Origin of the sequence: Vibrio gigantis (assembly GCF_024347515.1) — a bacterium.
Lineage (GTDB): Bacteria > Pseudomonadota > Gammaproteobacteria > Enterobacterales > Vibrionaceae > Vibrio > Vibrio gigantis.
Window position 1 is genome coordinate 2,081,974 of record NZ_AP025492.1, and the last position, 25,014, is coordinate 2,106,987.

1 protein-coding gene is annotated in these 25,014 nt (G+C 45.9%); it reads right to left on the reverse strand.

What is annotated here, in order from left to right; translation table 11 throughout:
- Positions 1–22 precede the first annotated feature (22 nt).
- The gene (locus OCV56_RS09235) at positions 23–24,937 is read right to left on the reverse strand and encodes a retention module-containing protein (protein WP_150330742.1); all 24,915 of its coding nucleotides are present in this window, start codon (positions 24,935–24,937) and stop codon (positions 23–25) included.
- Between the last annotated feature and the right edge of the window lie 77 nt (positions 24,938–25,014).

The window sequence follows — 25,014 nt, forward strand, 5'->3', positions numbered from 1 at the left end:
CGTTGTGGTTTAATGGTTCGCTTTAACCGTGAGTTATCACATTCTGTTGTACTAACGCATCCAGAATGTCTGACGACATGGTGCCACTTAAGGTTAACTGTGGCGCCAAATCTTCAACCACAATCACCTGTTCCGTGGTGCCAACGCCATCCGGGTTGATAGTAAGCTCAATGTCATCCCCGTCCACTTTCGCATCTATCTTCTGCAGCAGCGCTGTCATGTCTAGGGATGTGTTTTTAAGCTCTGGCAACACTTCTCTCAAGTCAATACTATCCCCTTCCGATAGACTGAAATCGGTAATGGTGTCTTCAACACCATCTTCGATGTTAAGCCATACGAACGAATCCATACCATCGCCACCGGTTAGAATATCAGAACCTTCGCCGCCAATGAGCGTATCGTTACCGTCACCGCCAACAAGCGTATCGTCACCTGCACCACCTTCCAGTCGGTCATTACCTGAACCGCCAGTGAGGTCCGTCGCATTAGCACCAGCCAATAACTGAACATCATCAGTTTCCGAAGCCAAGTTAATATCAACTGCGTTAGAAACAATGTTCAAATTCAGGTCAATGGACGCAGAAGTCGCTGTATCGTTGTTGTCAGTCTCTTCTGAAACCGCCTCAACTTTCAGTGTGTAATTACCCGGAGTTTGAGAAAGCCCGACTGCTTGTAAGCTTTCAATTGCATCCGCCGTTGCGACCCAAACACCGCCGCCGAGATCCGTCACAGAACCAGCTGCACTGGTAATTTGAGCGCCAGCAGGCACATCACTGATATGCAGCGTTAGCTCTTCTGTAATGTCTGTTAAGGCCGCGATAATCCCAACCAAAGGAATGCCACTCGCACTGACAGACTGACTCGCAGTAATATTTCTAACGTAGTTAGTCGCACTATCGATAGACAGGGTCGGTGCATTCGCCACTGGCGTCACCGCGATGTTGTAAACCACAGGTGCTGTCTCTATCGCAATACCTGAAGGGTTGCCGCTATCTTTGGCGATAACTTCTAATCCAATGCTACTGGTTGGAGATAGACTCGCATCAAGGAAAACACCATTTGGACTGGTTGGCGTATCAATCAACGCATTCAGGTCGCTCAATGTCCCCACTAAGATAACTGAACCCGTGTTGTTGCCGTTAACAACAACCGTCGTCACTGCCGGAAGCGATACATTCAATGTGCCGTAATCTACCGTCAGCGTGACTGTCATTAAGTCATCAGAAAATGCATCTACATAATCAGGGTCACTGACATTGATACCACTCAACAGTTGACCAGTATCCTCATCGATAAGAGTGGTGACACTGTCACCATCAATGACAGGCGTATCGTTCACTCCGTCAACGATCGCAGTGATCTCTGCCGTATCCGTTAGGAAATCATTAGCGCCGTTGGTAGTACCATCATCCTCTACGGTATAGGTGAACTTGACGTTACCGTTGTACTCATCAGCAGCCGTAAATACCCAGTAAGGGCCAGTAATCATAGCGTCATCAGCACCACCTACGTTCTCGAAACGCTGTAGCTGGCCTTGACCTTCATCGAGCACCAGATTAGTCACGCTAATCGTGTCATTTTCCGGATCACTCGTTGCAGCAATTAAATCCCCCTCTTTGATGATCAACTGCCCTTCTTCAAGGATATTCCCTAAGTCGATGTCCGTTGCCACTGGCTGGTCATTCACTTCAGTAACCACAAGGCTGATTTCAGCGTTGTCAGTTAAGAAATCATCTACACCGTTGGTGGTACCGTCATCAATAATGTCGTAATTGAACTTCACATCGCCATTAAAATCATTGGCTGCAGTGAAAATCCAGAACGGTCCAGTAATCGCAGCGTCATCAACACCACCAGCGTTTTCAAAGCGCGTTAGCTGACCTTGCCCTTGTGTAATAGTGACACCAGTTACAGTGAGGTTATGATTTTCTAGATCAGAACTCGCTGCAATCAAGTCTCCTTCCACTATCACTATTTGACCATCTTCAGTAATCGAACCTAAATCAATATCAGTCGCCACAGGAGCGTCATTCACTTCTGTTACTTTAATGGTGAAAGTAGTTTGGTTGGTCTGAGCTGTATTAGGATCGCCCGCGTCAATCAAGCCGTTATTACCGCCGTCGTCGAGCGTTGCATTGATCGTGACTAAACCGCTCTGGTTAAGGTAATTCTGCTCTGGATCTGGTTTGAAAGTCACTGCGCCATTGGTTAATGCGGTATTGATGTCGGCTTCTTTACCCGTAATCACCAATGTACCGTCAGGTTGCAATACAAACGTCACGTCTGGTGAACTCGTAAACTCAAACACGCCTTGTGCTCCCGGCAGTGTTTGATCCACTTGCAACGTAAGAACATACGGCGCGTCTGGGTTGTCAAAATTAGCGTCAACATCATAGATACTAAAGTTGTCGATAGCGATGCTAATATCTTCAGGCGTTTCAATGTTGGTCACATTCACAAACGTCGGTTGATCGTTAATTGGATCAATGACTAAATCAACATCAAAGCTGGTTGGCGTACCTAAATATTCAGTATTGTCAGCATCAGTATCTACCGAGCGAACAGTAATTTGTAATGGCCCATTAATGCCAAGTACATTGCCCGCACCGCTGTTATGTTCACCTGAGTTAAACACGATCTTATCTAACGACTGAGCCAAGACATCAAGTGTCCATAGCTGAGTCACCGGATCGTAGCTCGCTAAGGTTGTGCCGTCAGGGTAGAAAATAGAAGCATCTTGAGGCACGCCGGCCACTTCAACGCGAAGTGTTTCTGGCGCGTTTTCGCTATACGTCCCGCTTCCTGTTACCGACAGTTCTTTATCCAAAATCGTCGCATTGATTTCGATATCAATGTTTTGGCCTTCGTTACCTGTAACAGAGTCAGTTGGGTTGGTATCAACATCATCGCCCACAGGAAGCACATGGACTTCAAAGCTCGGCAACGTGCCTGCATTTGTAGGAACACCTAACAAAGATTCTTGAGTAAAGACTTCGACACCAAACTCAAAGGTACCACTGAAATCTTTCGGTGGCAGAACAGAGACCTCACTTAGATCAAATGACGTCGACACGCTAGGCGGTAATTGGACACTCCAAACTCCGCCACCATTATTCTTCACTGTAAAGTCTGAATTGTTGTCGACTCGGAATTGGAAACCATCCGGCACGTCAGTAAATTTAATGGAAACAAAGGATTCTGAACCATCTAAATCTGTCAAACCAATTGAGATCGGGCTAGTTCCAGACAACGAGATTTCTTGATCTTCGCTACCCGTAATTTCGATAACATCAGGGTCACTACCCGGCCCTGTGACGAGAACATCATCCACGACAGGGACCACTTCAAAGTTCGCACTTGTAGAGAAGGTGTCCGTGTCAGTTGTGCTGCCAACAGGAGACGAGGCGTCATTGTAGGTAGCTGTATCGGTAATCGTCCCGTTAACATTAACTTGTACCTGATTAATATCGTTACCCGTTGGGTAATTAAGTGCAGGGCGGAACAAGACGTCATCGAGAGCACCTGCGCTGATCTCCGCTTCATCGAAGGTCACCGTTGTGCCAAGAGATACACCTGCGTTGGTGTAAAATGCACCGACACTTGTGTCATCCAAAGTCAGCGTGATAGAAGTGAATTTTTCGTCACCACCTTCAATCCCACTGACTTGGTCAGTAATGGTTGAGCTAAAATCAAGCTGAATGTAGGTATCTTCATAGCCCACCGGATCTTGTCCAGCTTGACCATCGGTATCGACAGGGTTAAACGAATCGTCCAGAGAACCAACAACCGTAACATCGAAATCTGGATTGCCCTCAACATCAGGAGCAACTTTGATAACAACATCAGTCACCAAGGTTTTCTCATCACCAGACTGTGTATCTTTAGTCACGATGGTGATTGGTAATCTAAAGTCGCCAGAATAGTCAGCAGGCAAGTTTAGCAGCAGGCCAGAGAAGTCTGTTGGAACCCCCTGCTCGACGGTTGTTTCGAATACATACTTCCCGTTTACGAAGTCAACATCACTGCCGCCTCCTAAACTGATTGGGAAAGTGTCGCCTGGGGGAATGGTTACCGAGTCGTCAATAATGATCGTCACTTGATCTGTTGAAGCATCTTCGCCAGAGAAAGTAATCAAACTATTTAGCGCAGATCCTAAGTCTAGCTGTGTGTCTTCTATAGCATCGACAACGCTGTCTGGTACCATCGTAATATCTGCAGCCACCTCATTCCCGCCAACAAGCACTTCTGGGAACGATAGATTTACTTCACCTTCCCTTTGAACAACAGGGGATGACTCAATTTCAACACCATCACCGCGATCAACCACTGTACTAAAGATGGTCATCTTGATGTCATTGAACACACCAGAGGTGCCTGATAGAGGTGGAAAAGCAAGACCGTTCGGTGCACTGATGCTAAACAGATCTTCATTGGTTACAACCCAACGACCATTACCTTCATAAGCAGCTCCAATAACAAGCAACTGATTGAGCACATCATCTGATAGCGCCGAGTCGTCCACGTTTGTTAATTGGATAACTAACTGGTCCACTTCTTCGATAGCAGACGAAGCATCTGTTTCTTGGTAACGAATGACGAATTCATCCGTAACCGAGGTATTATCGCTATTGGTCGTGAACTTAAGCACGCCAGTATTTGCATCTGCAACTACGGTTGCTAGTGCCCCTGTCCCTGCAACATCATCGACAATAAGTTTGTTATTGGCATCTTCTGGTTCAACCACAGGTCGCACAACAACATTAACCGTGCCAGAGACCGTCGCAGTCGCAATACCCTGACCAGGGTTGCCAGAATCAACGTATTCATGATCGCGTTCTTCGACTTTTACCTCAGTGCTCAGTGTAAAATCAGCACTAGAATCAGCCGGAGGTGTCATTTGAATAAAGTTATTTGCTAATGCAATTTGGGTAAACTGTTCTGGCGTTTGATTACTGTCTTTCGGCGTAATAGTTAACGTACCAGCACCATCGTCTACAACTTTCACATCACCGTTTACGGCAACCGTTACCCCTGATGGAATGTTCGATATTTTTATCTCGGTGAAATGTTCATCAGAATCAATATAAGAAACGCCCTCTGGATGCCAATCGATATTGATTACTGAATCTTCATTGCCATTGGTCGTGTTGACGTAACCCGTTAATGTGTCGATCCTTGGTTCGACTAGTACTCGAACTTCTTGGTCGAACGTTAAGGTATGACCATCGTTTTCGGTCACTATCACTTGACCTTGAATGTGGATATTCTCTGTCGATGAGTCGACAGGTCTGATGCGAATACCTGAGGTTTTACCCGCCTCTGTAATGTTCGCTTCGTAGATAGGTTTAGATAAATCAGGGCTACCGCCCGGCCCTGTTTCGTAACCAACAAAGTTAAGGTCGATCACCGTACCGTCGCCATCTTCGAGAATCACGCCATCTGGAATCCCCGAAAGGATAACCGTTATGGATTCTGAACCATCATCTGGCAAGGGGGTTTGATCTACAGCTGTCGGATCCGGTCTTCTCTCCCCAGACAATACTGTGAAATCCAGCTCAGCAAAGCTATCACCGTTTTGACTCTCTTGAATCGTGGTTTGAACACCAGAGGTTGTGCCATCGGTAATTGCAGTCCAAGCAGTACCATCGGTACCACCATAAGGAACATCCGCAACACCTTTAACCTCAACATTAACCGTTTTAGTCCCTAGGATTTCTTCATCGACTTGCGCACCTGTAGAGAGGTTAGCAGTATCTTTGACCACACCCGTTACATCAAAGGTAAAATCCACGTTGCTGTGTTCGGTCGGTATCACTTCAATTTTTGCTAAGTCAGCATAAGCAACCTCTTGATAAACAATACCGTTAACAGTCACCGTGTCGATGGTTACATTGCTATCAGTACTGCTAAGCACAGCACCTTCGGTAATATTGCTGATACGAACAAACAGTTCTTCAGAACCATCAGTATCCACAGAACCAGTCATGGTGATGACTTCGTCTAACGTGAATGCGTCTTTGTTGTCCAAAGGACCAATGTAATCAGGGTTATCGATATTATCTTCGTTGATCTTGATACGACTCACACTGAACTTGCCCGGATCGGCGTCAGCAGTCACATCAATAATGATATTTTGTTCGACAGAGCGAGCGGTCGTTTTATCTACCCCACCGTTACCTGAATCATCGTATGGGTTAAGCGTTTCTTCAGTAATCGCTGTCGCTTTAAACTCAATTTGCCCAGAGAAGTTATCAATAGGGTTAACTACGGTGCTATTGATATCAGCAGATGCGATGATATAAACACCATTAACTGGCGTAAGCACTGTGCCATTTTGGTCAAGCAGCTCAAACTTCCCGTCGCCTTGAACAGCTTCAAGCTCATAGGTAATGGTTTCAGTTTGGCTGTTATCTTGCGACTCTGCATTCAGCTGCAACGTAACGCTATCTTCATCTTCATTAACTTGATATTGATACGTACTGTTGGCGTCATCCCACGTTGCAATATCCGCAACCGCTTCAATCTCAATTCTGAAGTTTGAATTGACGGTGTGATCTGTGCTGCCATTTTTCTCAATTTCAAGCTCATAACGAACTCGCCCACCAGTTTCATCCGAACTAGCGTGTTGGTCCGGAACAAAGAACAAGTTGTCTATCGTCGCGATAGTTTGTCTCGGTTCATTCGGATTAGGAGCAAAGCTTTGTTCAAGTTGAGGAGGACCAAATATAATGCTCCCATTTGGCTCAGGCACTAATTCAATGTACTGAGAGCTAGTACCATCCAAGTAATAAAACGTACCTTGGTGACTGTCACCTCCGTTCGGGCTTTTAATCGTCAACTGCCCAATAGATTCAGCGTTATCTTGGTCATAAAGACTAACTTGCAGCGCAACTTGCGCTGGTGCATCAGGCAAACCACTTTGGTTATCTTGAACATTCTCAAGAGTCGGCTCATCACCTGTTGCATAAGGTATGGTTGAGTCTCTACCCGCATCCTCGAAGGTCGTCACTTTCAGAGCGATTCTTGTAGAGTCCCTATCAGTAATCGTGATATCTAGCGGTGTTTCAGAGGTGTCTAAATCGCCATCCGTCGCGATCACGTTAATCGAGAAGTCGATGGTATCAAGACCGTCATGATCTAGATAACCATTAGCTCTGAATTCAACCTCGCCATCTGAGTTGATACGTAATCGACCAAGCTGACGAGTATCAGCTCCTCCATTCGTCTGCTCGTAGACTCGAACCACTTGGCTGCCACTATTTAAATCTAAGCCGCTGCTGTATGGCCCGCTGTTCCCAGCACGGAAAACAATATCAGCACCATTACTTGAAATCCCTTCAATTCGGCTCAGTACCGCGCCATCAGCACCAACATCCGTCGCACTGGCAAACATATCGACTTTAGAACCATCGTAGTTCTGACCTTCAAGACGAGTAATCGACTGAGTTGTTAGCAATGGAACATCATCCGTCACGGTGATTGTCAGATCGATCGCGTTTGATTGGTCTTGGTCAAAATCTTCAGCCACAACTGAGAAACCAAGTTCGATGTTGTTCTCATCGGCACCATCAGGGTGTTTAAGGGGTTTAAACAGTTCAAACTGATAGCTGTTATCCGAGGTATCGAAAATAATCTCAAACACCGCTTCATTACTCGTCACGGTTTGAGCAACATAGGTAAATGTTGTACCGACCTGTGAAACAGCTAACCACTCTAAGCCTTCTCCATCGGAAGTTAAGCCAGCCAGAACCAAGTCTTCATCAACCAGTTCATACTTCACTACGCCATCGGCACCTTCATCGACGGTGAACAGTCCGTTGATGATGGTGTCTTCCGCTTGATCCGACCCAATACCTGTAAGATCGTCTTCATCAACAACCGTTTCACCGGTCGGAGCGGTCATCACAGGCACATCATCTAGCACCTCTATTGGCAATACATATTGGTTAGAATCATCGCCATCACCGTCAACGGCAACAACATCAAATGGTATTGTTAATGTATCGAGGTTACTCGGTGTCGTAGCGTGATTGAGAGGGCCAAGCAAGGTAAAGGTGTAAGCACCATCATCAGTCAACACTAATGTGAAAATTGGCGTTCCACTTGAGTCGGTTGCACCTTGGTAGGTAGTCGTATTAGCAGCACCGGTAATTTCGGTGATCTTAATACCTTCACTCCCCGACGATAGCGTTGCTTCCAGCGTTGAGATATTACGCAGCTCGTAAACCTCAACTTGGTCTGCACCTTCTGTGGTTACAAACGACCCCGTCGCTTGTGCCAGAGTGCCTAAATCATCTTCATCAACCACAAACGTACTTGCAACAGTTGTATCAGTAATGGTTGGCACATCATCAGTAATGGTCACCGTTAGCGGTTTCATTGCTGAATCAGTATTATCTTTGTCGACAGCGATAACTGGCAAGGTGAAAACTTGATCGTTATTACCCTGAACTGGCAGATGATCTAACTCTTCCAACAAGGTGAATGTGTACTCTCCTAGAGCCACGCTGCTAAACGTGATGGTGAAGATATCCGTTTGGACACCGCCGCTCTCAATGTAACCAATATAATTATCGCTGTTCAGAGGATCTTCTTTTAGCTGAACCACCAAACCATCCGCTTTCAGATCGCCAGATGTGTTGAACTGAGTAGTATCAATACGGAAGTGGCTCACATCATCACTTCCTGCTGTGAAAGTAATGGTTTCAGTTTGGCTCACAGGTAAGCCAGGTGAAGAGCCGTCGACCAGATTCGCTTCTTCCAATGCAACCGTTGGTACTGTGTCTATTACTGGTGGAGCACCATCTGCAATAGTCAGCGTCACTGTTGAAGTGACAATATCGCCATCTTTATCTTCCGATGTCACCGTAATGGTCTTAACAATGTCACCACCAGAATGATCGAGGTTGCGTTTAGGCTCGAAACGTACATCACCTTCGAGATTGATAAACAAGGAGCCTTCAGCGAACATAAACTCTTGTTCACCCGTATCGGTTTGTACTAGTGACTCTTCAGGTTGGCTGCCATAGGTAAATTTAGTGATTGTGGCGCCATCTGCACTTTGCGCAGGCATCACGTCAAAGACTGTTGTAGTCGGTGTTCCTGTGGTTGGCTCTGTTATGTTGAGCGCACCTGACTGCATCAGTTGGACATCATCAGTAATAGTGACAGTAAGCGGTTTAGACGCTGAAATATCACCATCGGTATCATCTGCATAAACAGAAAGATCAAAGCTCAGATCGTTATTTCCTAAACCATCAACATGGTCTAAACGCTCAAGCAGAGTAAATGTGTATTGGCTCGGATTCGTGTCATCAAAGTCTAGAGTGAAGATAACTTTCTCAACACCCGAACCATCCGTCGTGAATGCGATGTAGTCGCCAGAATTTGCAGGGTCTTCGCGCAAACTCAATTCAAGACCATCCGACTTCAACGCACCGTTGGTATTGAACAACCCTACTTCAACCACTATTTCAGCAATATCATCACTGCTTGCAAGTGAAGTAATGGTTTGAGTCATACTCACAGGGTTTACGCTAGGCGTAGAGCCATCCGCAAGTAAGCTTTCTGACAATGCCACACCCGGCACAACGTCAATTGCTGGCCCATCACCATCAACAATGGTGAGAGTGACTTTTGATGAGAAGATGTCGTTATCAAAATCTGAAGAGGTGAACACAATCGATTTAACAATGTCGCCCGCAGAGTGATCAAGGTTTCGATTTGGCTCGAACCTCACATCACCATCTAATGTCACAAACAGTGAGCCTTCCGTGAAAACAAATTCTTGTTCACCGCTGATGCTTTGATTCAGAGTAATTGCAGAGCCACCGTCGTACGTAAACTGCGTAATAGTCGCACCGTCTGCACTTGGTATGGGCATCACATCAACTGTAGCCGTTGTAGCAGTACCAGTATTAGGCTCAGTAATGGTCAGGAAGCCATCTTGCATTTGCTGGAGGTCATCTTCTATCGTAACCACCACATCGCGTTTCGTTGATTCAGAATCATCTGTATCAACGGCATAGATCGGTAAACGGAACGTGAGATCGTTGTAAAGCACGCCATCAAGATGATCGAGTGCCTCGATTAAGGTAAATGTAAACTGAGCTTTATTTGCACTATCAAAGCTAATGGTGAATACATCGGTAACGTTACCCATACCGTCATCGGTATAACCAATGTAGTCGCCTGTAGAAGCAGGATCTTCTTTTAGTTGCACAACAAGACCACTTGATTTCAACAGATCGCCAGGATTGAATTCGTTGGTCGCAATTCTAAAGTGACTAAAATCATCACTTCCTTCTGTATACGTAATTGTGTGAGTCGAACTGACCGGAGAACCAGTTGGTGTCGAGCCATCCGCTAGGTTAACTTCCGATAAGTTAACATCTGGAACCACGTCAATTACTGGATCGATGCCGTCTTTGATCGTCAAAGTGACATCTGCAGTATCTGTATCATTATCAAAGTCACCGGTGGTAACGACAATCGTTCTTACGATATCGCCAGATGAATGGTCTAGATCTCGACTCGGCTCAAAACGAACCTCCCCTTCAATAGTGATGTACAGCAAGCCATCGGTTACGGTAAAGACTTGTTCTGTGGCGATGCTTGGGTCTAACGTTACAGCTGTACCACCATCGTAAGTAAACTGTGTCACTTTCGCACCATCAGCACTCTGCGTTGGCATAACATCAATGATTGGTGTCGTTGGTGGCGTACCCGATGCCAAATCAGCTAATGAAGGCTCCGTGATACTCAAGGTACCATCTTGAACGCCTTGTACGTCATCGGTGATGGCAACCGTCATTGGCGACATTGCAGAATCATCACCATCCGCATCAACCGCTAACACAGGGACATCGAAACTTAGTGTATTGTTTTGTAATCCATCTACATGATCTAACGCTTCAAGCAGTGTGAACGTGTACTGCCCTAAATTGCTCGTCGAGAAGCTAATCGTGAAGACGTTGGTTTCTACGTTAGAACTGTCTTTAACGAAGCCAATATAATGACCAGAATTAGCTGGTTGCTCTTTTATTTCGACATCTAGGCCATTTGATTTCAAAGCCCCTGAAGTATTGAACTGCGTAGGGTCAATTCTGAAATGACTGACGTCGTCACTACCTACAGTGTAAGTAATGGTTTGTGTCATCGTTACTGGGTTGCCCGTTGGGGCAGAGCCATCAGCCAGATCCACTTCAGATAACGTAATTCCAGGAACAAGGTCGATTGTAGGAAGGTCACCATCAACAATCTTAAGTGTCACGGTCGATGTAACAATATCGCCATCGAGGTCAACAGACGTCACCTCAATAGATTTGGTAATATCACCGCCTGCATGGTTTTGATTACGCACAGGTTCGAAACGTATCTCACCTTCCGTCGTAATGAATACCGAGCCTTCCGTGAAGACAAACTCTTGTTCACCATTCACATTCAAATCAAGGCTTTCTGCAGTGTTACCATCGAAAACGAATGAAGTGACTTTGGCTCCATCTGCACTTTGGTTTGGCATCACATCAAAGGTATTTGATGTTTCAACACTTGATGCCGGCTCACGACTGGTGATTGTGCCGTCTTGCATCAATTGCACATCATCACCAATGGTTACGCCAAGCTGAGAGACTAGCGAGTCATCGCCATCACTATCAACCGCATACACAGGTAGATTAAAGCTTAAATCGTTGTTGCCGCGTGCATCTTGATGATCCAGAGCTTCGATTAAGGTAAATGTATATTCGCCTAAGGTTCCGGAGTTAAAGTCCAGCGTAAATACTGTCGTCTCTACATTAGACGAGCTGGTCGTAAAACCAATGTACTGACCAGAGCCTTGAGGGTCTTCACGCAGTTCGACTGCTAAACCATTCGATTTAAGTGCATCGTTAGTATTGAACTCGGTTGGTTCCAGACGGAAACGAACAACATCGTCACTTTGGTGGGTAAAAGTAATCGTCTCCGTTTGACTCACCGCACCACCGCTTGGCGCAGAACCGTCCGTCAAATTCGTTTCAGAGAGCGTGACACTTGGCACTGCATCAATGGTTGGAATATCACCATCGGTAATGGTAAGTGTGACTGTTGAAGTCACAGGATCGTTATCGAAGTCGCTTGAAGTCACTACTATCGACTTCACGATATTTGCGCTAACTGAATGGTCAAGGTCGCGATTCGGTTCAAAGCGCAGCTGGCCTTGCAGAGTAATGAATAACTCACCTTCGGTGAAGCTAAACTGCTGCTCACCTACGATGCTTTGATCGAGTGTTTTGACAATACCACCAAAAGAAAACTCAGTGATCGTCGCACCATCAGCACTTTGGTTTGGCATCACATCAATGGTGTTAGTCGTGATTGTGCCGTCTGCAAGGTTTGGCTCAACGATATCTAACGTACCGTCTTGCATGATTTGAACATCATCACCGATGGTTACATTAAGTTGAGACACCAAAGAATCATCGCCATCGCTATCTACCGCATAAACCGGCAGATCAAAGCTCAGATCGTTCTTATCCAAACCATCCGCATGGTCTAGCGCTTCAAGCAAAGTAAAGGTGTATGCACCAAGAGTGGTAGTAGAGAAATTAATGGTGAACACTGGGATTTCAGCATTCGAGCCATCGGTAATAAAACCGATATAAGTACCCGGATTAGCAGAGTCTTCTTTTATCTCAACCGCAAATCCATTCGATTTAAGTGCACCACCCACGTTGAACTCGGTTGGTTCAATACGGAAGCTGGTCACATCATCACTTTGATTGGTGAAGGAAATCGTCTCAGTCTGACTGACTGCGCTGCCACTCGGTGCAGAACCGTCACTAAGGTTGGTTTCAGACAAGGTAACGCTTGGCACGGCATCAATGGTTGGGATATCACCGTCAGTAATGGTCAGAGTAACCGTTGACGTCACCACATCATTATCTAAATCGCTTGAAGTCACCACAATCGACTTCACGATGTCTTCACTCAGCATGTGGTCTAGATTACGGTTTGGTTCAAAGCGAACTTCACCTTGCAAGGTAATGAACAATGAACCTTCAGCAAAGACAAACTTCTGCTCGCCCGTATCATTTTGGTCGAGTGTTATAGCCGTCCCGCCATCGTAGGTAAACTGAGTGATTGTCGCGCCATCGGCACTTTGGTTAGGCATCACATCAACAGTGGCTGTCGTCGGAGTACCCGCAGCCAAATCAGCAACCGTTGGCTCAATAATATCAAGCGCTTGGTTTTGCATGACCTGTACATCATCGCCGATGGTGACGTTAAGTTGAGACACCAGTGAGTCATCACCATCGCTATCAACGGCATAAACAGGAAGATCAAAAGTCAGATCATTCTTCGCTAAGCCATCTACATGGTCTAGTGCTTCAAGTAAGGTGAAGGTGTACTGGCCTAAATTAGTACCCGAGAAGCTAATCGTAAACACGTTAGTTTCAACATTCGGAGCCGTTGTCACAAAGCCGATGTAGCCATCCGGTGTGGTTGGGTCCGCTTTCAACTCAACCGCTAATCCGTTCGATTTCAAAGCACCACCAACATTAAACTCAGTCGGTTCAATGCGGAAACTCGTCACGTCATCACTTTGGTTAGTAAAGGTAATGGTTTGAGTTGAACTCACCGCACTGGCATTCGGAGCTGAACCATCACTCAGATTCGTTTCTGACAGCGTAACGCTTGGCACTGTGTCAATGGTTGGGATATCGCCATCAGTAATGGTTAGCGTGACCGTTGAAGACACAAGATCGCTATCAGAATCACTGGAGGTTACGACTATCGACTTAACGATATCGCCACCAGTATGGTCAAGGTTACGACTTGGTTCGAAGCGAATATCACCTTGCAGAGTGATATACAATGACCCGTCAGCAACCACGAACTTTTGCTCACCCGTGTCATTTTGGTCAAGCGTTAATACCGCTCCACCATCGTAAGTAAACTGAGTAATGGTCGTGCCATCAGCGCCTTCTTCATCCAGCACATTAACCGTCGACGTTGTCGGTGTACCCGCTGCCAAATCTGCAACCGTTGGCTCTTCAATTGTGAGAGAGTCATTAACCATCACTTGAATATCATCAGTGATAGTCACGGCCAGTGGCGACATCACAGAGTCATCACCATCGCTATCAACCGCGTAAACCGGCAAGTTGAATGTTAGATCGTTATTTCCTTGAATTGGTGTATGGTCAATCGCTTCCAGAAGCGTGAAGGTGTACTTACCCAAAGTGGTACTGCTGAAATCGAGTGTAAATACCGTGGTTTCGACATTCGAAATATCAGTCGTAAAACCAATGTAATTGCCTGAACCTGTTGGCTCTTCTCGAATCTCAATGATCAAACCATCGGACTTGAGCGCATTGTTAGTATTAAACTCACTTGGCTCTAAACGGAATTTCTCAACGTCATCACTTTGATTAGTGAAAGTGATGGTTTCCGTTTGGCTAACCGCACTACCACTTGGCAATGATCCATCAGCGAGATCCGCTTCTTTAAGTGATACACTCGGCACCGCATCAATAATCGGATTGTCACCATCAGTAATGGTTAGCGTAATGGTTGAAGTTACCGGATCATTATCGAAGTCACTTGAAGTCACCACAATCGACTTCACGATGTCTTCGCTAACTGAATGGTCTAGGTCGCGGTTCGGCTCAAAGCGTACTTCACCTTCAAGGGTGATAAACAGTTCACCTTCCGTGAAGCTAAACTGCTGTTCACCATTGTCATTTTGGTCAAGCGTTCGTAGCTGACCATCATAAGTAAACTGGGTGATAGTCGCGCCATCGGCACTTTGATTTGGCATCACATCAATGGTGTTAGTCGTGATTGTGCCGTCTGCAAGGTTTGGCTCGACGATATCTAACGTACCGTCTTGCATGATCTGAACATCATCACCGATCGTCACATTCAGTTGAGACACCAAAGAATCGTCACCATCGCTGTCTACCGCATAAACAGGCAGGTCGAAGCTCAGGTCGTTGTTATCTAAACCATCCACATGATCTAACGCTTCAATCAAGGTAAAGGTGTATTCGCCTAGCGTGCTCGTAGAGAAGGCTATCGTGAACACTGGAACTTCAGTATTTGAACCATCGGTAATAAAACCAATGTAAGTACCCGGATTAGCCGAATCTTCTTTTATCTCAACCGCAAAGCCATTCGATTTTAGTGCACCGCCGCCATTGAACTCCGTAGGCTCAATGCGGAAACTCGCTACATCATCACTTTGGTTTGTGAAAGTAATCGTCTCAGTCTGACTGACTGCGCCGCTGCTTGGCGCAGAGCCGTCCGTTAAGTTCGTTTCAGAGAGCGTGACACTTGGCACTGCATCAATGGTTGGAATATCACCATCGGTAATGGTCAGAGTGACTGTTGACGTCACCACATCATTATCTAAATCGCTTGAGGTCACCACAATCGACTTCACGATGTCTTCGCTAAGCGTGTGGTCTAGATTGCGATTTGGCTCGAAGCGAACTTCACCTTCAAGCGTGATGAACAACTCACCTTCTGTGAAGCTAAATTGCTGCTCGCCAGAGTCATTCTGATCAAGTGTTCGTAGTTGACCGTCATAAGTGAACTGAGTGATCGTCGCACCATCGGCACTCTGACTTGGCATCACATCGATGGTATTGGTTGTGATTGTGCCGTCTGCAAGATTTGGCTCAGTGATATCTAACGTACCACCTTGCATGATTTGGACATCATCACCAATGGTTACGTTTAATTGAGACACCAACGAGTCATCGCCATCGCTATCGACCGCGTAAACCGGTAAGTCGAAACTCAAATTATTATTTGCGAGGCCATCTACATGGTCTAACGCTTCAAGTAAGGTGAAGGTGTATTGGCCTAAATTGGTATCTGAAAAGCTAATCGTGAATACGTTGGTTTCGACGTTCGAACCATCCGTAACAAAACCGATGTAACCGCCCGGTGTGGTTGGATCGGCCTTCAGTTCGACGGCCAAACCGTTGGATGTCAGAGCGCCGCCAAGATTGAACTCGGTTGGTTCAATTCGGAAGCCGGTAACTTCATCACTTTGAGTGGTGTAAGTAATGGTTTGGGTTGAGCTAACTGCACTCCCACTTGGCGCAGAGCCATCACTCAGATTGGTTTCCGACAAGTTCACTGTTGGTACATTATCAATGGTTGGGATATCACCATCGGTAATGGTCAGCGTAACAGTTGAGGTCAATACATCGTTATCGGAGTCACTAGACGTCACCACGATTGATTTCACGATGTCTTCGTTCAGTGTGTGGTCTAGATTACGATTAGGCTCAAAGCGCACTTCACCTTCAAGCGTGATAAACAACTCGCCTTCTGTGAAGCTAAACTGTTGCTCGCCATTATCATTTTGGTCCAGCGTTCGAAGTTGGCCATCATAAGTGAATTGAGTGATCGTTGCGCCATCGGCACTTTGATTTGGCATCACATCGGCAGTACCAGTTGTCACGGTACCATCTGCAAGATTCGGCTCAACGATATCTAACGTACCATCTTGCATGATTTGAACATCATCACCGATGGTCACACTTAACGGCGACATCACTGAATCATCACCGTCACTGTCTACCGCATAAACGGGTAGATCAAAGCTGAGCTCGTTGTTACCTCGGGCATCTTGGTGGTCCAACGCCTCAAGCAAAGTGAAGGTATATTGACCTAATGTGGTACTAGAGAAACTCAGCGTAAATACCGTGGTTTCGACATTCGTCGCACTGGTCGTAAAACCAATGTAGTCACCCGACCCTGCCGGATCTTCACGTAACTCAACGGCTAAACCGTTCGATTTAAGATCATCGTTAGTATTGAACTCCGTTGGCTCAATACGGAAACGAACCACATCATCGCTTTGATTGGTGAACGTAATGGTTTGAGTCGAACTCACAGCGCTGCCACTTGGAGTAGAACCATCGCTCAGATTCGTTTCAGAAAGCGTAACACTTGGAATAACGTCAATCGTCGGATTATCACCATCAGTAATTGTCAGCGTAATGGTTGAAGTCACCGGATCGTTATCGAAGTCGCTTGAAGTCACGACAATCGATTTGACGATGTCTTCACTAACGGAATGGTCTAGATCGCGATTAGGTTCAAAGCGCACTTCACCTTCAAGGGTAATAAACAGCTCACCTTCCGCGAAACTGAATTGCTGTTCGCCTGAAATGCTTTGATCCAGTGTGTTTACGACACCGTCATAAGTGAACTGAGTGATCTTCGCGCCATCGGCACTTTGGTTCGGCATTACATCAATGGTATTGGTTGTTACGGTGCCATCAGCCAGATTTGGCTCGACGATATCTAGCGTGCCATCTTGCATGATTTGAACATCATCACCAATGGTCACATTCAGTTGAGATACCAATGAATCATCGCCATCGCTATCAACTGCGTATACTGGAAGATCAAAACTCAGGTCGTTCTTATCTAGGCCATCTGCATGGTCTAACGCTTCCAGTAAAGTAAAGGTGTATTCACCTAGCGTGGTTGCCGAGAAGCTAATGGTGAACACTGGGACTTCAGTGCTCGAACCATTGGTAATTAAGCCTATGTAAGTACCTGGATTCGCAGAGTCTTCTTTTACCTCAACCGCAAACCCATTCGATTTAAGTGCACCACCCACATTGAACTCGGTTGGCTCAATACGGAAACTGGTTACATCATCACTTTGATTGGTGAAGGTAATCGTCTCTGTTTGACTTACAGCACTGCCGCTTGGTGTAGAACCATCGGCGAGATTCGTTTCAGACAAGGTAACACTTGGCACTGCATCAATGGTTGGAATATCACCATCAGTAATAGTCAGCGTCACTGTAGAAGTCAGTACGTCATTATCTGAATCGCTTGAAGTCACCACAATCGACTTGACGATGTCTTCGCTAAGCGTGTGGTCTAGATTGTGATTTGGCTCGAAGCGAACTTCACCTTCAAGCGTGATGAACAACTCACCTTCTGTGAAGCTAAATTGCTGCTCGCCAGAGTCATTCTGATCAAGTGTTCGTAGTTGACCGTCATAAGTGAACTGAGTGATCGTCGCACCATCGGCACTCTGACTTGGCATCACATCGATGGTATTGGTTGTGATTGTGCCGTCTGCAAGATTTGGCTCAGTGATATCTAACGTACCACCTTGCATGATTTGGACATCATCACCAATGGTTACGTTTAATTGAGACACCAACGAGTCATCGCCATCGCTATCGACCGCGTAAACCGGTAAGTCGAAACTCAAATTATTATTTGCGAGGCCATCTACATGGTCTAACGCTTCAAGTAAGGTGAAGGTGTATTGGCCTAAATTGGTATCTGAAAAGCTAATCGTGAATACGTTGGTTTCGACGTTCGAACCATCCGTAACAAAACCGATGTAACCGCCCGGTGTGGTTGGATCGGCCTTCAGTTCGACGGCCAAACCGTTGGATGTCAGAGCGCCGCCAAGATTGAACTCGGTTGGTTCAATTCGGAAGCCGGTAACTTCATCACTTTGAGTGGTGTAAGTAATGGTTTGGGTTGAGCTAACTGCACTCCCACTTGGCGCAGAGCCATCACTCAGATTGGTTTCCGACAAGTTCACTGTTGGTACATTATCAATGGTTGGGATATCACCATCGGTAATGGTCAGCGTAACAGTTGAGGTCAATACATCGTTATCGGAATCGCTAGACGTCACCACGATTGATTTCACGATATCTTCGTTCAGCGTGTGGTCTAGATTACGATTAGGCTCAAAGCGCACCTCACCTTGAAGCGTGATGAACAGCTCGCCTTCCGTAAAGCTAAACTGTTGCTCGCCATTGTCACTTTGGTCAAGTGTTCGAAGCTGGCCATCATAAGTAAATTGCGTCACCGTTGCGCCATCAGCACTTTGATTTGGCATCACATCGACAGTACCAGTTGTCACGGTACCATCTGCAAGATTCGGCTCAACGATATCTAACGTTCCATCTTGCATGATTTGAACATCATCGCCGATGGTGACGTTTAACGGAGACATCACTGAATCATCGCCGTCGCTATCTACCGCGTAAACGGGTAGATCAAAGCTGAGCTCGTTGTTACCTCGGGCATCTTGGTGATCCAACGCTTCAAGGAGTGTGAATGTATACTCACCCAATGACCCAGCATTAAAGCTTAATGTGAATACTTGAGTCTCTACGTTCGTCGCACTGGTCGTAAAACCAATATAGTCACCCGACCCTTGTGGGTCTTCTCGCAACTCAACGGCTAAACCGTTCGATTTAAGATCATCGTTAGTATTGAACTCCGTTGGCTCAATACGGAAACGAACCACATCATCACTTTGGTTGGTGAACGTGATGATTTGAGTCGAGCTTACCGCGCTGCCGCTCGGAGCAGATCCATCAGCGAGATCCGCTTCTTTAAGTGATACACTCGGCACCGCATCAATAATCGGATTGTCACCATCAGTAATGGTTAGCGTAATGGTTGAAGTTACCGGATCGTTATCGAAGTCGCTTGAAGTCACGACAATCGATTTGACGATGTCTTCACTAACGGAATGGTCTAGATCGCGATTAGGTTCAAAGCGAACTTCCCCTTCAAGGGTGATAAACAGTTCGCCTTCGGTGAAGCTGAATTGCTGTTCGCCTGAAATGCTTTGATCCAGTGTGTTTACGACACCGTCATAAGTGAACTGAATGATCGTTGCACCGTCGGCACTTTGGTTTGGCATCACATCAATGGTGTTAGTCGTCACTGTGCCGTCTGCCAGATTTGGCTCAACGATATCTAGCGTGCCATCTTGCATGATTTGAACATCATCACCGATGGTTACATTAAGTTGAGACACCAAAGAATCATCGCCATCGCTGTCTACCGCATAAACCGGAAGATCAAAGCTCAGATCATTGTTCGCTAGACCATCTGCATGGTCCAGTGCTTCCAATAAAGTAAAGGTGTATTCACCAAGCGTGGTGGACGAGAAGCTAATCGTAAACACTGGAATTTCAGTATTTGAGCCATCAGTAATGAAACCAATGTAAGTACCTGGATTCGCCGAGTCTTCTTTTATCTCGACCACAAAACCATTCGATTTCAGAGCGCCACCCACATTGAACTCGGTTGGTTCAATGCGGAAACTGGTTACATCATCACTTTGATTAGTGAAGGTAATCGTCTCAGTTTGACTTACAGCACTGCCACTTGGTGTAGAACCATCGGCGAGATTCGTTTCAGACAAGGTAACGCTTGGCACGGCATCAATGGTAGGGATATCACCATCAGTAATCGTCAGCGTCACTGTGGAAGTAAGTACGTCATTATCTAAATCGCTTGAGGTCACCACTATCGACTTCACTATGTCTTCGCTAGCCGTGTGGTCTAGATTACGGTTTGGTTCGAAGCGTACTTCACCTTCAAGAGTGATGAACAACTCACCTTCCGTGAAGCTAAATTGCTGCTCACCATTGTCACTTTGGTCCAGTGTTCGAACTTGACCATCATAAGTGAACTGAATGATCGTCGCACCATCAGCACTTTGCTCTGGCATCACATCGATGGTGTTGGTTGTGATTGTGCCGTCTGCAAGATTTGGCTCAATAATATTAAGCGCTTGGTTTTGCATGACCTGTACATCATCACCGATGGTCACATTAAGTTGAGACACCAGTGAATCATCACCATCGCTATCAACGGCGTAAACCGGAAGGTCAAAGCTCAGATCATTCTTCGCTAAGCCATCTACATGATCCAACGCTTCAAGTAAGGTGAAGGTGTATTGGCCTAAATTGGTATCCGAGAAGCTAATCGTGAATACGTTGGTTTCAACGTTCGAACCATCCGTAACATAACCGATGTAACCACCCAGCGTGGTTGGGTCGGCCTTCAGTTCGACGGCCAAACCGTTAGATGTCAGAGCGCCACCAACATTGAACTCAGTTGGTTCAATACGGAAGCTGGTCACATCATCACTTTGAGTGGTGTAAGTAATGGTTTGAGTTGAGCTAACCGTGCTACCACTTGGTGTAGAGCCATCACTCAGATTGGTTTCTGACAAGCTCACAGTTGGAATATTATCAATGGTTGGGATATCACCATCGGTAATGGTCAGTGTGACGATTGAGGTCAAAACATCGTTATCGGAATCGCTAGACGTCACTACGATTGATTTCACGATATCTTCGCTCAGAGTGTGGTCTAGATTGCGATTGGGTTCAAAGCGTACTTCACCTTGAAGAGTGATGAACAGCTCTCCTTCCGTGAAGCTAAACTGTTGCTCGCCATTGTCATTTTGGTCAAGCGTTCGAAGCTGACCATCATAAGTAAATTGCGTCACCGTTGCGCCATCAGCACTTTGATTTAGCATCACATCGAAAACAGCAGTCGTCGGTGTGCCTGCTGCTAAATCAGCGACCGTCGGCTCAGTAATATTAAGCGCACCGTCTTGCATGATTTGAACATCATCGCCGATGGTGACGTTTAACGGAGACATCAGTGAATCATCGCCGTCACTGTCTACTGCATACACGGGTAGATCAAAGTTGAGCTCGTTGTTACCTCGGGCATCTTGGTGGTCCAACGCTTCAAGCAAAGTGAAGGTATATTGACCTAATGTAGTGCTAGAGAAACTCAACGTAAATACCGTGGTTTCGACGTTTGTCGCGCTGGTCGTAAAACCAATGTAGTCACCCGACCCTGCCGGATCTTCACGTAACTCAACGGCTAAACCGTTCGATTTAAGATCATCGTTAGTATTGAACTCCGTTGGCTCAATGCGGAAACGAACCACATCATCACTTTGGTTGGTGAACGTGATGGTTTGAGTCGAGCTTACCGCGCTGCCGCTCGGAGCAGATCCATCACTGAGATTTGTTTCAGAAAGCGTCACGCTCGGAATAGCATCGATCGTAGGATTATCACCATCAGTGATGGTAAGCGTTACGGTTGAAGTCAGAGAGTCATTATCGAAGTCGCTTGAGGTAACAACAATCGATTTCACGATGTCTTCGCTCACCGAATGATCTAAATTTCGGTTCGGCTCAAAACGTACTTCCCCTTCAAGAGTGATATATAGCTTGCCTTCCGTGAAGCTGAATTGCTGCTCGCCGGTATCATTCTGATCAAGTGTTCGTAGTTGACCGTCATAAGTGAACTGAGTGATCGTCGCGCCATCGGCACTTTGGTTTGGCATCACATCAATGGTGTTAGTCGTCACTGTGCCGTCTGCAAGGTTTGGCTCAACGATATCTAACGTACCGTCTTGCATGATTTGGACATCATCACCGATGGTCACATTCAGTTGAGACACCAATGAATCGTCACCATCCGTATCGACCGCATAAACAGGCAGATCGAAGCTCAGATCGTTATTATCTAAACCATCCACATGGTCTAGCGCTTCAAGCAGAGTAAAGGTGTATTCACCCAGCGTGCTCGTAGAGAAGGCTATCGTGAACACTAGAACTTCAGTATTTGAACCATCGGTAATAAAACCAATGTAAGTACCCGGATTAGCCGAATCTTCTTTTATCTCAACCGCAAAGCCATTCGATTTTAGTGCACCGCCGACATTGAACTCCGTAGGCTCAACACGGAAACTCGCCACATCATCGCTACCAGGAGTAAAGGTAATAGTATTGGTTGCGCTTACTACGCTTCCACTTGGTGCGGAACCATCGGCAAGATCTGTTTCAGATAAAGTGACAGGTGGAATCAGATCTATAGTTGGGTTCTGACCATCGATAATGCTCAGTTCAAGTGTTGAGGTATCAGTATCTCCATCGCCATCTTCAGCCAAAAATGAGAACTGTTTTACTATGGTTTCGCTGCTTGAGTGGTCGATATCACGAGCGACTTCAAAACTGAAATCACCGTTTAATGAGATAGTGACGACACCCTCAGTAAAACTGAAGGTTTGAGGAGCATCAGGTAGTAAGCTTTGATCTAATGAATAATCAACACCATCGTAGTTGAATGATTGAATTGTCGAACCATCCGCACCCTCGAAATTGAACAGGTTATACGAGACGACAGTATCACCAGCTAAAGTTGGTTCGGTAACAGATTCAACCTTATCAATCAGTTCAACGACATCATCTTTAACGTTGATAAGAATCTGCGCGGCTTCTGGAGTACTTGAACCACTAGATAATGCCGATCTATCGCCATCTGCATCTACCGCATAGATAGGCAGTGCAAAGGTTAAAAGTGCGTCTTCAGCACCTTGATGCAACAGCTCTTCATAGAGCTTAAATTCATAGCTACCCAAAGATGGGTTATCAATTTTTACATCAAAAACCGTAATTCTTGCGCCATTGACCTCAACATAACCTTCGTAAGTTCTTACACCGTTGGTTTCATCAATCAGCTCAAGTAGCACAGACTTGCCATTTGAAACTAAGGTGCCACCAGTATTAAATTCCGCCGGTTCAAGTTCATAATGGTCAATGATGTCACTTTCAAAAATGTCCGCGGTGATACTTCCGCTACCCGCTACGGGCGCGGTCCCCTCTTGAGAACCACCAACAATACCCGCTTCATCAACATCAATACTGTCAACATTAGTGATAACCGGGCTATCGCCATCAGTAATCTCAATGTTAATGTTATTAGTTACAACATCTTGGTCAAAGTCCGTAACCGAGATCGGCAGTGAAAAAGAAAGTGAATCAGTGCCGATCTGTTCGATCGGATTAAACTGCTCAAATTTATAAGTGCCATCGGTATCAAGTGAGATAGTGAGAACCACCTCGCCACGACCTTGGATGGCCAGAGTAATCGTTGTTCCATCATCAGAAAGTCTGGCAAGCGTGTTTTGATTATCACTGAGCAATCCATCAAACTGATCCAGTGCACTTGCATCAAATACGGCTGATTGCAGATTATCACTACCAATATTGGAGAACGTTCCTTCGATTGCCGCGCTGCTAGTTTCAACGTTAGTGATATTCACACTTTCAGCAGACGGATCTACCCCGTCAAACACTGAAACCTGCGCATTGACGGGTGTTGCTAGCGGATTCCCAGCAGTGTCTTCGCCTTGAATATCAAAGGTAATATCTATTTGATCGCCAGTGTAGGAAACCTGACCACCGCCAACAGACGGTACATGGTCAATTGGCTGAGAAATAGTTGTGGTTAGCGAAAGCTCAACGTTATTACCAACACTAACGGCATCAATATCGATGTTTAAAACTGTATTGGCACCCTGAACACCAACGATAGAATTGATCGCCGCGTCATACGTAAAGGTGACGGGCAGACCACTTGAGGTAATGTCGCTGTTTAATTCACTAAGTAGTGAAGCGAGGGATAGCGTTTCTGGGACGAAAGAGTCAGGGGCAAGAGCTAAACTACCAGCAATAATCGTTTCTGTGATTGTTATAGATTGGGGATAAGTATTGCCAGATATGGAGCCTTCAGTCAGTGTTTCACTGATTGATTGGCCACCTGAGGAACGAGTGATCGACCTAAATTCTTCTCTCTCTTCATCAACGGTTTGTTCTGCTAGACCAGCGGTCTCAAAGAATGTCGATGGATGAGTTTCGGTATAGTTGTAATCAATGGTGACAAAGCCGGCATTTGCAGAACCTAGCCCACCACCAGCTGCCGTTGCTTCTAAAATTTGAGTTGGGTCAGCACCACCTAAAATAGCATCTTGAATAGCAGCAAGGTCATCGTCACTGAAAGTACTCGCGTTCGCTTGCTCTAAATCAAAAGCGACTTCACCTGCAATCGGCGCATCGTTCCACGCTGAGCTTTCATCGAGACAACCAACGCAATTGCTTCCTACTTCAATAACACCATTTGGATTGTCTAGCACGAGTCCCGCATCATTGGCTGTAATAACAATTTCATTCTCACGGATGATATCGCCAACAGAAACCTTCCTTGCACTACCATCAGGCTTAACAGCGATGACTTCTCCACTTACTGCTTCAACTACCGCAGCTTGGCGTGAAACCTCAATATCCATACATCCCCCGTTGTCACAAAACACTGTTTTCTCAGTACTGTGAAAATTAAGTAATAACTGTTTCAGGTTGAAATCGA